Origin of the sequence: Silvimonas terrae (genome assembly GCF_014202765.1) — a bacterium.
Taxonomy (GTDB): domain Bacteria; phylum Pseudomonadota; class Gammaproteobacteria; order Burkholderiales; family Chitinibacteraceae; genus Silvimonas; species Silvimonas terrae.
Genome location: NZ_JACHHN010000005.1, coordinates 143,467 through 155,536, shown reverse-complemented (window position 1 = coordinate 155,536; position 12,070 = coordinate 143,467). Strand labels below are relative to the sequence as shown.

The following is a 12,070-nucleotide window of genomic DNA, read 5'->3' as shown; positions in this document are numbered from 1 at the left end:
GCAGGGAACCCCGAAGGGCGCTGTCGCAGGGGTCGCCTTTTCTTTGGTACCTTTCTTTTGGCGACCCAAAAGAAAGGTACTTGTTGTCGGGCAACCCCCGACATGCAAACACCCGCGCCGCAGGCGCTAACATGCTGGTTCTCGCCAAAGAACGGGGCCAGAACGGCCCCTACTGGATTCCGGCTCAAGGCCGGAATGACGGGACGGTGGACACATCCACCCTACTCCCCACAACCAGATCCTTCACGCCCATCTCACTGATCTCGGCATCTGCGGCATCCGTCGCCAGCCACTCCGCCACATAATCCACCAGCCGGAAGGCATCATCCTTCTTCGCCGTGCGCACTGCGCATTCCCACACCACCAGTACCCGCCAACCCAGCGCCTTGAGCGCGGCGTATTCCCGCTGATCCCGCGCCCGGTTGCTGTTGATCTTGCCCATCCAGAACCCGGTACGCGTTTGTGGCACCTTGAAGTAGCGGCAGTCGTGGCCGTGCCAGAAGCAACCGTGAACAAGGATCACGGCGTGGTAACGCGGTAATACCAGATCGGGTTTGCCTGGCAAACCCGGGGCGTGAATGCGGTAACGGAAACCCCGCGCAAACAGTGCCTTGCGCAGGGTGATCTCTGGCGACGTGTTCTTGCCACGAATGCCCGACATCATGCGGCTGCGGGTGGCGGCATCCACGACGTCGGTCATGGCCAGCTTAGCCCTGGTCAGCCTTGGGTGACACGATCCACGGCTTGATCATGCGCGCCACTTCACGGAATACCGGCACCACCACCGAGTTGCCAAACTGCTTGTAGGCGCGGGTGTCGGAAACCGGAATGCGGAAATCATCCGGATAGCCCATCAGGCGCGCGCATTCACGCGGCGTCAGCCGGCGCGGGTTCAGCCCCGCACCACGGCTGACCAGGATTTCCGAGCCGTCTTTGTAATACCGCGCTGATAGCGTGCGGGAAATGCTGTTGGCGTCGACCAGACCGAAACCGAAACCATTCCCCTTGGCACGGTGTTTCTCGGCGTAGTTCTGCAGATAGGCCCAGAGCTTGTCGGTCAGGATGTACTTGGGGTTGACCTCGCCTTTGGCGTGATCAAAAAACTTGTCGCCGTCATGCGCCAGCACCGGTTCTTTGCCGTCGGTACGGTGGAACACCTGCGCCATGCGGGTAGGCAGCTTGTTTTCCGGCAGTTGCAGCAAATCCCAACTGAAATCGGTGGGTTCGCGGAAACCCACAATCACCACACGTTCCCGGTGTTGCGGCACCCAGTGCTGACCGTCGATCACACGGTAATGCACCTCGTAACCCAGTTCTTCCCGCAGCGTCTGCAAGATGACGGCGAAGGTGCGGCCCTGATCATGCGAGTGCAGGTTTTTGACGTTCTCCAACACAAACGCTCGCGGGCGATGCGCGGCGATGATGCGGGCGACGTCAAAGAACAGCGTGCCCTGAGTGGCATCGGCAAAGCCGTGAGCACGCCCCAGCGCGTTCTTTTTGGAGACCCCGGCGATGGAAAAGGGCTGACACGGAAAACCCGCCAGCAACACGTCATGCGGCGGAATATCCGCTTCGGCCACCTGGGTGATATCCCCCGCAATGCGTTGCCCGTCCGGATTATTGGCGTGGTAGGTCTTTTGCGCGTAGCTGTCCCACTCACTGGTAAACACGCACTGGCCGCCTTCTTGCTCAAACGCTTTGCGGATGCCGCCAATGCCGGCAAAGAGGTCAATAAACGTAAATTCAGCCGGTGTGCTCCGGGCCGGCGCCTGGGGTTGCAGTAGTTGCTGCAATGCCTGCGCCACATAGGCACGTGGTTCGGACTGGCCATTGATCCAGCGGGCGATGGTGGCCGGGTTCACGTCCAGATAGCGGGCCAGTTCAGTACGGGAATAGCTGTTAAGGGTGGCGTGTAACAGGTTGCGAACAAGGTCGGCCGGAGCGTTCATAGACTCGGATGCGGTGGTTGCCGGAGGTTACCGGGAATTTTCGTTGCATTATGCGGGGTAAACGTCCCCTGCACCACCCGCTGCCCGCCGTGCGCTAGCGTTTGTGCGGCTTTTTGCGCACGTAAACGGTTTTATCGACGGTGGCGACCAGCTTGTCCGCCCGGTCGCGGATTTCTACCTTGAAGTGGGCCAGGTGTTTTTCACCCCCCTCGGTCGCCGCGCGGATCGCCGCGATCTGCGTGTCATCCAGCGTAAAGACGGCAGTAACCGTGCCATAGCCCGGGCTAAGAAAATCGATCTCGGCACGCCGATCCCAGACGTAATAATCCGACCCCAGAATCTGCATCAGCATGGCCATATACCAGGGGTCGGTCATGGCGTAGAGGCTGCCGCCAAAGTGCGACCGCATGATGTTGAGGTTGATTTTGTATGAGCGCAGCTGGATGACGATGCGCTTGAAATCGGGTGCGACGTATTTGACGCGGATGCCGGCAAATAGCAAGGGCGGCCAGACGTTGATCAGCCAGCGCCAGAACATGATCTTCATGGCAGAGCAAAACCGTGGGGAGAAAGCTGGCAAGACTGCCTGCCAGCACCAGCAACGGTCAATGCGCAAAGCCCTGCATGGTGGCGTTTGAAACATGCCGCCTAGAAACCAAACACGTGGCGCACGCTGTAGATCAGCAAACCCACCGCGCCGCCCACCAGTGTCCCGTTGACGCGGATGAATTGCAGATCAACGCCGACATTGAGTTCCAGCCGTGCCACCAGCACACGGTTGTCCCAGGCTTTGAGCTGGTCAGCAATAAAACGGCCGATTTCGCTGCGGTAGCGGATGATGGAACGGGCGGCGAAGTCACGGATTTGCTGATTTAGCCATTCGGCAAAGGCCTGGTCTTCATGCAGGCGCAAACCCAGTTGCTTGATGGCAGCGCCGACCCGGCTGCGGATTTGCGAGTTTTCGTGCGTCAGGTCATTTTGCAGGCCATCAAGCAGGCTGCGCCAGAGGCCGTCGAGCTTGTCGTGCAAGGCGGGCGCGGTAATCAGCATATCGCGCCAGGTCTGGACTTTCTCCCGCAGCGCCGGGTCCTCGGCCAGATCACTGGCCAGTTGCCGCAGTTGATCATCAAACGCATGACGCAGCATATGGTCTGGCTGCACCAGGGCGTGATCCAGTTCCAGCATGGCGGCGGTGACCAGTTTGCGGGCCAGGTAACGGCCACCGGCTTCATCCAGCGCGACCCAGCGCAACACGTCGAACTCTTTGGCCAGCAAGCCGGAGAGCCAGACCTGGGTTTTGGGGTCTTCCAGCTTGCCCAGCAAAACACGCAAGACGCCGTCGAGCACTTGTTGGTGCCGACCGTCCTCACGCAGCACTTTGATCAGCGTGGCGGCACTGCCGGCAAAGTCGGCCGTGCCCAGCGCCTTGAGCACCAGCTCACGGGCAATGGCGGCCAGGCGCGGATCATCCAGCGTACCCAGCACAAACTTCAAAAAGTAGGCGGCTTGCTCGGTCAGTTCACGTTTGGCGCCCGGTCTGGCCAGCCAGATCGACAAACGCCGGGCCGGATCAAATGCATCAATGCGTGCCAGCAATTGCTCTGGCTGCAAGAAATGCGTTTCGATAAACGCGCCCAGGTTATCGGCAATGCGGTTCTTGTTACGCGGAATGATTGCCGTGTGCGGAATCGGCACGCCCATGGGATACCGGAATAACGCCACCACGGCGAACCAGTCGGCCAGCGCGCCAATCATGGCGGCCTCGGAAAAAGCGGCCACGTAGCCCATGGCCGGATGCAGATGATCCAGCCGCAAGGCCAGCACGTACAACAAGGTGACGATCACCAGCAAAGAGGTGGCGAACGTGCGCGCACGGCGCAAGCGCAGGACTTTGGCGGGATCAGCTTGAAGGATAGGGTCGCCTGTAAACATGCGTCAATTGGGCCGGCCAGTGCCATCGCAACGGACGGGGAGTTTTGGACAGTCCCGTCACTATAGCCCGAAGCCGCCGGCCCGACCGGCTTATTGCTCTGGTGTACCCTGGGCCAGGGTGTGCATGCGCACGGCGGCCAGTCCCAGCAGCAAGCCCATCAAACTGGCGTAAAACGCGATATTGGCCTGATGCGCCATGGTGACCTGGCTAAAACCACAGATCAGCGTGGCCACGACGGCACCCATGCCGGCTTTGCCCAGATAGGGCGCCATTGCATCCCGACCACAGGTGGTGCGCAATACGCCAAAGAAGATAAATCCGGGCACCAGCAACAGACTGAGGAATGCGGCCAGCCCAGGCAGGCCCGTGGTTGCGGCGGCATCCAGCAGGTCATTGTGGGCATGTTTGAGCGTACAGATTTCTTTCTGGTCGCCCGGACAGCCCGGCAGGGCGTCGGTGAGACGGCCAAATTCGCCCGAGCCCACGCCTGTGAGCGGGTGCTGGCGCACTTCATTGACCGCCAACTGGAATATCCGCAGGCGCTCGCCCAGCGAGGTGTCCACATTGCCTTGCTGGAACTGCGCCACGTCGTGACGCGCCTGTTCAATGCGTTGTTTTACCGGGCTGTCCGGTACGGACCAGGCCACAAACCCGATGAAGGCCAGCGAACAGAGCGACACCAGCGCCACCTTGGGACTAAAGCGCTGATAACGGAAATAAATAGAAACGACCACCGTCAGCACCAGCGCCAGCCAGGCACCGCGTGAACCGTTCATGATCAACACCACCATGGCCAGCGCCGGGCATAGCCACGCCATGACATGATCGCGATGTGTCTGCCCGGGCCGGAAAAAACCAATCACGCCCAGGGTGGCAACCATATTGGCAAACGCAATGATGAAGGTCCAGGCGCCGGGCCGGACTTCCTTATCCACAAAAAACTGCCAGGCCACGATCAGCAACGCCAGCAGCAGGCCCGGCGGAATCCCCTTCCACAACAGCATCGGGTCTGGGCGATAGCGCAGCACCACCAGACAGACCAGCGGGATGGCCAGCACGCGCGAGGGGTTATCGAGCACATCCCACGGCAGCCCAAACATGTATTTGGAGGCCAGATGTACACCAAGCACCGCAAGCACGCTCATCCATACCGGCAGCAAGACGGCGCGGTATTGCCGGTGCAGCGTGCCCATCTGCGGCAGATTGGCGAGCACCAGTGCAAAGATGCCGATCAGAAAAACGCCACTCCCCCGCGGTACCGCCAGTAACAGGAGCGGAAAGCTGAACAACAACAGGCTGGCCAGACGCGTTCCCAGCGTTCCGGGGGGCGGCATGAAACGGCCTCCTTTCAGGGGTTGTTCACGAGGTGAAGCCGGCTCGCCTGGGGCGCCGACACTATAAGCATCGGCCAGGACCGCAGTCTGTGCATAATCTTTCATGAGCGTTCTTTGATAACGGTAGCAATGCAGTCGGCAAATGCCGCCGTAGTGGGGCCAAAGCCCATTTGTTCGATATGTGTTGCCGCATAGCTCAGCAGCGCTGTGCGGGTTGCCTCATCGTGCAGTCCCTGGCGCATGGCTTGTGCCAGCGCGGGCGCATCGCCCACCGGTACCAGCAGACCCGCCTTGCCCTCGGCCAGGATTTCCCGCGGACCCACCGGGCAATCGGTACTGACCACCAGTTGCCCCAGGGCCATGGCTTCCAGCAGCACGTTGGGCAAGCCTTCCATTTTTGAGCTGAACACCATAAGGCGGGCGTGTTGCATCCAGACATAAGGGTTGGCCTGAAAACCGGCGAAGACGACCCGCTCGGCAATGCCCAGTTCAGCCGCCAGTGTTTCCAGTTCTGCCCGCGATTTGCCCTCACCAACAATGGCCAGTTTTTCGGTCAGTCCGTCTTTGACCAACAAGGCAAAGGCCCGCAGCAGGGTAGAGAAGTCTTTTTGCGACTCTTGCAATCGACCCACGGATACCATGTAGGGTTCCGCCAGCGGTGCGGAGCCGGTGTGGCCCAGTTCACGGATGCGCTCAAGGTCAATGGAGTTGTACAGCCGCACAAACTTGTTTGATTCTTGCGGAATCAGTGCGCGGATATCTTGCAGCATGGTGTCGTTGAGCAGCACGACACGGTCGTAGTGATCCCGCGCTTGTGCCCGCAATTTGCGCAGTTTGCGCGGGTTCTGGCTGGGCAAATGGGCCACGCTGAAATGCGAGTAGCCCAGCATGGGGATGGGCAGGCGACCGGTAATACGGGACAAGGACATGTCGTAATCGACTACCGCATCGTAACCGGCCGCAAGCTTGCGAAAACGCCGGCTGACAATGGCACGGCGTACCAGCGGCAGCAGGCCTTCTTCGTAGATTTTGCCCAGCAGTCCGAGTTTGCCCTGGGTCTTTTTCTGGCGGAAATACGACAACCAGCCTTCCGGGGCAAGGACATGTATCGCAACGTCTTTTGGAATTTGCGCACGATAAAGGGTATCGAGCGCTTCCGTGGGATAGGTAATGGTCAGCCCGATCTCGAACTTGCTGCGATCCAGCGCCCGCAGCAAAGAGATCAAGGATGTTTCAATACCACCCCGCAAAAAGTGGGTCTGGTGAAAAAGGATGCGTCGTTTGACCATATTTATATTGTTGTGCCCACGCGTGCCGTTCAAGCCGGCGCGCGCCGCAGCAATCTCTCAAAAAGACGCAAATAACTGTTCGCCATCGTTTCCACACTGTGGACCCGTACGACGTATTCATAGGCCCGCTCGGCCATGGCGAGTACTTGTGGTGACCCTTCCAGCAGGGTGTCGATGTGGGCCGCCAGGCCACGCGCATCGCCCACGGCACTGAGCAAGCCGCGCTCATCAGCCAGCAGTTCCTTGAGGCCCCCCGCATCTGTGGATGCCACCGGCACACGTGCACTGAAAGCATCCAGCACACTGCTGCCCAGGCCTTCCTCTCGCGAGCTCATCACAAACACATCAAACAGCCCGAACAAGGCTTCTACCTGTTGCTGGTAACCCCCCAGCAAGAACACCTGCTCCAGCCCCAGTTCCTTGATCCGTGTCTTCACGACGTCGGTCATATCGCCAGTGCCAAAATGCACAAATACAAAATCATTACGCCGTTGCCGCAAGCTGGCGATAGCCTCGACCAGCAGCAACGGGTCTTTGTCCTCCGACAGCGCGGAGGTTGTCGCCACCACACGCCGCCCGCCAATCCCCAGGGTATCGGCCAGCGCTTTGCAGCGCGATGCGTCCGGCAATACCGGCAGCACGGCGGAGGGGATGATCTCGATATCGTCCACACCCAACGCGCGCACGCTGTCGGCACAGGCCTGACTGATGGCCACCACCTGATCGACGCGCTGGTATTTGTAGCGGGTAAACCACCCCTTTAACGCAAATGCGACCCGGCGCGAATACACCACTGGGCGCCGATGAAACGGGCGGCTCAATACCGCCCAGCTCAGCATATGGCCGGTCTGCGGATGAAGAATGTCGTAACTCTCGCCATGTATGGCCAGAAACGCCAGCACACCCAGTACGTTGTTGCATGGGTGCACCACAAAACCGGCGGCATGGGCCCGCTCCGCCATTTTGCCGCCCGCCCGACAGAGGATTTCGACCTCGTGCCCCGCTGCGCGAAATTGCTGCATCGACAAAAATGTTTGCCGTTCACCACCACGCCAACCTGCTTCGAAATCCAGTTCCAGAATCTTCATGCGCGGGTTTGCCGGTTCAGTTGTGCCAGTTTGGCGTAGCGATAAAAGTTGCCTGTACCTGCAGTGACTGCAAGCAAAAAGCCTTCCCGGCCATCCAGAAAACCCCGGCGTAGCAGATAAATCCGCACAAAGGTCCAGAACCCGCGCAAGAGCGCCCCCATCAACGAGCTTTTTTTGCCCCGGGCATGCATGGCCTGGGCGGCATCGGTGGAATAGCGGTTCATCTTGACGAGTGCGCTTTCCAGATCCGGATACGTGTAGTGCTCAAACCAGGCGTTGAGCATGCCTTTGGGCCCGGCAAAATCGACCCGTTCATGCACCGGCACATCGGTAAACCGGCCTGCACCGCGCTTGAACAGACGCAGCACGGGGTCCGGCCACCAGCCACTATGGCGGATAAAACGACCGCAGTAGCTGGAAAGCCGGGGAATCTCATAGGCATCAAATTGTGGGGCCGCCAGCACCTGGCGGATTTCTGCGGCAAGGCTGGGGGTGACGCGCTCATCGGCATCGATCGATAACACCCAGTCACCATCAGCCAGATCAAGGGCGCGGTTTTTCTGCGGGCCAAAACCGGGCCAATCGGTTTCCAGCACGGTGGCGCCCAACTCCCGCGCCAGCGCAACGGTGCCATCAGTACTACCGGAATCGACAACAACAATCTGGTCGGCAAAAGCGACAGATTCAATGCAGGCCCGCAGATTGGCGGCCTCATTTTTGGTGATCAGGATGACCGAAAGACGCATGGATCAAGACTCAACGACAAAGGCGGCATCATTACGATGCCCGTTGCCCGGCTGGCAAACGGTGGTCACTTAACGCCGCGTTCGGCAAAAGGTTAACCGCGCGGTCTGGCGCAGCACAGGCATTGTGACGGCCATGACATTGCAAGATGCCGGCACAGGACAAGAGAGCGCGCATGGTAAGAAAGTCTTTGTCTGAAATATCTGGTGAAGGCAAATACCGGAGGCCGATTCTAACAGGTCTGGCCATTTCGCCCTGGCCGTTGGGCTGGTAATGTAAAAAGCCCCAACAAATGGGGCTTTTTATGGGGTCAGTGGTCGTCGCCACATCAAACCAGTGCATAAACCCGCAAAACCTGGCCAATTCAGTGCGCCCCTTCGGTCGGTGTCCATCCAGCGGCCGGATTGAATGCCCGTGTGCTGCGGGCAATTTTATCGGTCGCGGGCCCCAGGTTAGCCTGGTACACCACGCCGTCCTGATTGACCATAAAACTCATGATGCCGCTTTTGCCATAGCTGGCCGGCCAGGCAATCAACGCAAAGCCGTCTACCATCCGGCCGTCCTTGACGTAGTTTTTGGCGCCACCCGGCGCCGCCTCGCCCTGGGCGGTCAGAATGCGGTACAGGTAGCCGTGATAAGGCTGCCCGGGCTGGGCCTCTGCAAACCGCGCGCCCAACGGGCTGGGCGCTTCGCCGGGCTGGGTGGGCCAATACAGGCCATCTTTTTTGCCTGGCAAAGACAGCAAGCGTTGGGCATAGGCCGCCGCCCCCTGGCTTTGGGCCCAGCTCCAGTAATCCCGTTGCGCATCCGTATAGGCCAGTACCACCTGGATGGTATTGAGTTCATTGCGCCCGATATAGCGCAGACGCATTTCCTGCGCGCCGGCGCGAGTATCAAACATCCAACCATCCTGATGGCGGACAATGGGCACGGGCAAGGTCCAGCCGGCCGTGCCGGCCGAGAGCATGGCCGTCTGCTCATCCACGTTCACAATCTCATGCGCCTGGGCCCAGGCCGCCAGAAACCGGGTGATGTCTTCCGGTGCCACGCCACCCGTAGGAATAAAACTGCGATAGTCACTGCCCAGAATGGTTTTGAGCGCGTCATCGTCATGGGTGGCGATACTATCGACCAGCGCATCTGCCGCCGCCTCAGGCGTCGGAAATACGCGTGGCGCCGTCGCCGCCATGGCGCTCATCGAAACGCACAGGGCAACCTGAACCAGCACTGCCTTGATCAATCCGCTTGCGTGCATGATCAATAATCCTCTTTGGTCAACGGCCGCGGCCGCCGCTGCGCGCTGGGCGGTTTACAGAACTGCGGCCGGATGAGCCGCCCCGATTGAAACTGCCGCCACTGGGCCGGCTGCTGCCCTGCATGCGTTGCGACTGATTACTTTCACGACCGCGTACGGATTCGTGTTGGGCTTGCCGATTATTCACGCCACTGAGCGCGTTATCACGCGTGGCCCCATCACCCCGTGCGCGGTTGCTGTTATCCCGCGCCATTTGATTACTGGTGCTGCTACGGTTGCGTTCGGCTTGCCCATTGCCGGTACGATGCCCCGGGCTGCTGATCCCCCGGTTTTCCATGGTCTGCTCGGCCTGCCGGCGGCTGTTTTCGCGACTATCGCGATTGCGTGTATCCCGGTTATTCACATCCCGCGTACCGGCGGCAGCCGAGTCACGGCCGCGGAATTGTTCGCGCTGGTTGGTGTTGAAATCCTGCTGGCGACGATTGCGCTCTGTCGAGCCGCCCCGGTAATCAGAGGTACGATGCCCCGGATCATGTTTCCAGGAGGAACGGTTACCGCTCCCTTCAATCTTGCGATTGGTGTTGATGTTGTTGTACTTGTTCACGTTGATGTTAACGTCATGCGAGCCCCAATTGCAGCCACCCCAGAGTGCGTTCCCCACTGCAATCCCGACACCCCAGGCCACCCCGGTCATCACGGCGGTAGAGAACCAGTAGCCCGCCGGGGGCGGATAGTAATAAGGCGGATAGGTCGGGTAGGCCCAGGCGCCATACACCACGGTCGGGTTATAGGTGGGCACGTACACCACGTCAGGCTTGGCCGGCTCAACGACAATGACTTGCGTATTGCTGCCAGAGGCCGGCTGCGTCGTGACATTGATTTGTTCGTTGGATTTCAGATTGCCCGCTTTTTGCGCCTGCCCCCGCAAACGTTGCACGGCGTCCATCACGTCGGCCGTCTGGGTCAGGAAGGCATCGCCCATATCCTTGACCCACTTGGGCTGGCCCCCCAAGGTGATCAGCACTTCCGGGAAGGCCACCATGGAGGCCACCGATGGGTCCCAGTTCTGCGCCTCCACCTGTTTGACGGCGTCATCACCCTTGGCATCCGGGTGCGCCTTGGACCACTGGTAGGCTTTGTCGAACTCGTCCGGATAGGTTGTCGCCATCAGCAGTTGGGACAACAGGGAGTCCGGATAGAGTGCGATGGGCGCAACCAGTTGATCCAGTTGCGCCTGGGTCAGCGGCGTATCGTCATCCGCCGCCATCGCCGCCGGGGTGATCAGCAACAACGGTAGCGCCAGCACAAGCATGTACCGGCGCAACACAGCAAACACGGCGGTCATTGCAAAGCCCCCTGGCCGATGCGGGATCGGCGTATTGATGTGGATGTGATCATCAGAAGCCCCTGATATCCGGGCGTACCGACTATCAGCAAAGCGCAGGCACCTGTGCCTGGCAAGTTTTTTCCCGACAGGCGGGAGCCTGTGCACCGCTAGAAACTCACGGCAAACCCCAGCGATGCACCATGCGCGTTACCTCCCCACATATAGCGCCCGACAAGGCGTACGCGGGTAATGAAAATGTCGTATTTGCTGGTATCCAGTTCCAGCCCGGTCCCGACGGAATTGAGATAGTTGAACCCGAGCGCCCCGCGTAGCTGGCCAATGTATTGGGTTTGTGCGTACTCCAGCACGTAGCGTATCGGGCGGCCCAGGGCTTCCATGCCGGTCGGCGCACGCCAGCGGGCCCACAGGCCCAGCGTTTGCGGTCGCGACGAGCCTTGCACCGCATCAGAGGTGCCGCCAAAGCTGTGCAGGGTGATGTCGGTGTAACGCAGCTCTACATCAATATCGCGCGCGGGCTGGTAGTCCTCGTAATCCAGCATCAGCGAGCCCCCCAGGCCGTAGGCGTTCAGGCTGCCGTTATCCAGAAAATCAAACTGCCGTCCGGTTTTGTATTCGGCAAACCATTTGGCCCCGACCAGGTCACTGGCCACCGTGCCGAGCGCAAAATTGAAAATGGGCCGGAACACCAGATGCTCTGCCAGCGGAAAATCCCACCCAATCCCCGCTGTGCCGGCAAGGCTGTTCCATTTGAAGGGAATCGGGCGCTGCACGGTGCCATCCGTAGCCACAAACGCCGGGTCGTAACGGCTGTAGGCCAGGGTCCCCTCCAGATACACCGGAATATCTTTGCTCATGGTGGCGCCACCGCCCAGATTGGACATGGTCAGGCCAGGATCACCGGAAGACGCGCTGTTGATGGAGAGGGCGCTGGTCGTCACATCCGGCACCAGCGAATAGCCCATTAACCCGAGCACCGCATTGGCCCGTTTTTGCACGTCCGCACCGGGCAGATCAAGCGTGCCTGCGGCGCCGGCATAGCCAGGCCAGATGACCGCCAGCATTGCCGCAACACTGCCCAGCCGCCTGAGCGGATTAACCATACCTGGCCGCCTGAAAAGGAAGGGAACCGA

Annotated in this window: 11 protein-coding genes; all 11 read right to left on the bottom strand. The window is 60.0% G+C overall.

Annotated features, from left to right (window positions below; genetic code table 11):
• Nucleotides 1–184: 184 nt before the first annotated feature.
• The gene (locus HNQ50_RS13555; RefSeq protein ID WP_184101611.1) at nt 185–700 is read right to left on the bottom strand and encodes a very short patch repair endonuclease; all 516 of its coding nucleotides are present in this window, start codon (nt 698–700) and stop codon (nt 185–187) included.
• A gap of 7 nt (nt 701–707) precedes the next feature.
• A complete protein-coding gene (gene dcm, locus HNQ50_RS13550) occupies nt 708–1,949 on the bottom strand; it encodes a DNA (cytosine-5-)-methyltransferase (protein WP_184101609.1) in 1,242 nt (413 codons plus the stop codon).
• A 94-nt stretch (nt 1,950–2,043) separates the two neighbouring features.
• Nucleotides 2,044–2,496, bottom strand: a complete 453-nt coding sequence (locus tag HNQ50_RS13545) for a DUF4442 domain-containing protein (protein ID WP_184101607.1) — start codon at nt 2,494–2,496, stop codon at nt 2,044–2,046.
• Between the two features lie 101 nt (nt 2,497–2,597).
• Nucleotides 2,598–3,881: a DUF445 domain-containing protein gene (locus HNQ50_RS13540; protein WP_184101605.1), complete on the bottom strand. Its 1,284-nt coding sequence runs from the start codon at nt 3,879–3,881 to the stop codon at nt 2,598–2,600.
• Nucleotides 3,882–3,971: 90 nt separating this feature from the next.
• A complete protein-coding gene (locus tag HNQ50_RS13535) occupies nt 3,972–5,216 on the bottom strand; it encodes an O-antigen ligase family protein (protein ID WP_184101603.1) in 1,245 nt (414 codons plus the stop codon).
• A gap of 101 nt (nt 5,217–5,317) precedes the next feature.
• Nucleotides 5,318–6,505 (bottom strand): glycosyltransferase, encoded by a 1,188-nt coding sequence (locus tag HNQ50_RS13530; protein WP_184101601.1) that lies wholly within the window; start codon nt 6,503–6,505, stop codon nt 5,318–5,320.
• A 29-nt stretch (nt 6,506–6,534) separates the two neighbouring features.
• Nucleotides 6,535–7,593 carry a glycosyltransferase family 4 protein gene (locus tag HNQ50_RS13525; RefSeq protein WP_184101599.1) on the bottom strand — a complete coding sequence of 353 codons (1,059 nt, stop codon included), beginning with the start codon at nt 7,591–7,593 and terminating at the stop codon, nt 6,535–6,537.
• Nucleotides 7,590–8,339: a glycosyltransferase family 2 protein gene (locus HNQ50_RS13520; RefSeq protein ID WP_184101597.1), complete on the bottom strand. Its 750-nt coding sequence runs from the start codon at nt 8,337–8,339 to the stop codon at nt 7,590–7,592. Before HNQ50_RS13520 ends, HNQ50_RS13525 begins: the two co-directional genes overlap by 4 nt.
• Before the next feature lie 362 nt (nt 8,340–8,701).
• Nucleotides 8,702–9,592 carry a DUF2950 domain-containing protein gene (locus HNQ50_RS13515; protein ID WP_184101595.1) on the bottom strand — a complete coding sequence of 297 codons (891 nt, stop codon included), beginning with the start codon at nt 9,590–9,592 and terminating at the stop codon, nt 8,702–8,704.
• A 19-nt stretch (nt 9,593–9,611) separates the two neighbouring features.
• Nucleotides 9,612–10,937 carry a DUF3300 domain-containing protein gene (locus tag HNQ50_RS13510; protein WP_184101593.1) on the bottom strand — a complete coding sequence of 442 codons (1,326 nt, stop codon included), beginning with the start codon at nt 10,935–10,937 and terminating at the stop codon, nt 9,612–9,614.
• 149 nt (nt 10,938–11,086) lie between these two features.
• The gene (locus HNQ50_RS13505; RefSeq protein WP_221303174.1) at nt 11,087–12,040 is read right to left on the bottom strand and encodes a hypothetical protein; all 954 of its coding nucleotides are present in this window, start codon (nt 12,038–12,040) and stop codon (nt 11,087–11,089) included.
• Between the last annotated feature and the right edge of the window lie 30 nt (nt 12,041–12,070).

Bases quoted from the DNA above. Each gene is read 5' to 3' on its own strand.
- HNQ50_RS13555 (WP_184101611.1), bottom strand. From the start codon at position 700: ATGACCGACGTCGTGGATGCCGCCACCCGCAGCCGCATGATGTCGGGC.
- dcm (WP_184101609.1), bottom strand. From the start codon at position 1,949: ATGAACGCTCCGGCCGACCTTGTTCGCAACCTGTTACACGCCACCCTT.
- HNQ50_RS13545 (WP_184101607.1), bottom strand. From the start codon at position 2,496: ATGAAGATCATGTTCTGGCGCTGGCTGATCAACGTCTGGCCGCCCTTG.
- HNQ50_RS13540 (WP_184101605.1), bottom strand. From the start codon at position 3,881: ATGTTTACAGGCGACCCTATCCTTCAAGCTGATCCCGCCAAAGTCCTG.
- HNQ50_RS13535 (WP_184101603.1), bottom strand. From the start codon at position 5,216: ATGCCGCCCCCCGGAACGCTGGGAACGCGTCTGGCCAGCCTGTTGTTG.
- HNQ50_RS13530 (WP_184101601.1), bottom strand. From the start codon at position 6,505: ATGGTCAAACGACGCATCCTTTTTCACCAGACCCACTTTTTGCGGGGT.
- HNQ50_RS13525 (WP_184101599.1), bottom strand. From the start codon at position 7,593: ATGAAGATTCTGGAACTGGATTTCGAAGCAGGTTGGCGTGGTGGTGAA.
- HNQ50_RS13520 (WP_184101597.1), bottom strand. From the start codon at position 8,339: ATGCGTCTTTCGGTCATCCTGATCACCAAAAATGAGGCCGCCAATCTG.
- HNQ50_RS13515 (WP_184101595.1), bottom strand. From the start codon at position 9,592: ATGCACGCAAGCGGATTGATCAAGGCAGTGCTGGTTCAGGTTGCCCTG.
- HNQ50_RS13510 (WP_184101593.1), bottom strand. From the start codon at position 10,937: ATGACCGCCGTGTTTGCTGTGTTGCGCCGGTACATGCTTGTGCTGGCG.
- HNQ50_RS13505 (WP_221303174.1), bottom strand. From the start codon at position 12,040: ATGGTTAATCCGCTCAGGCGGCTGGGCAGTGTTGCGGCAATGCTGGCG.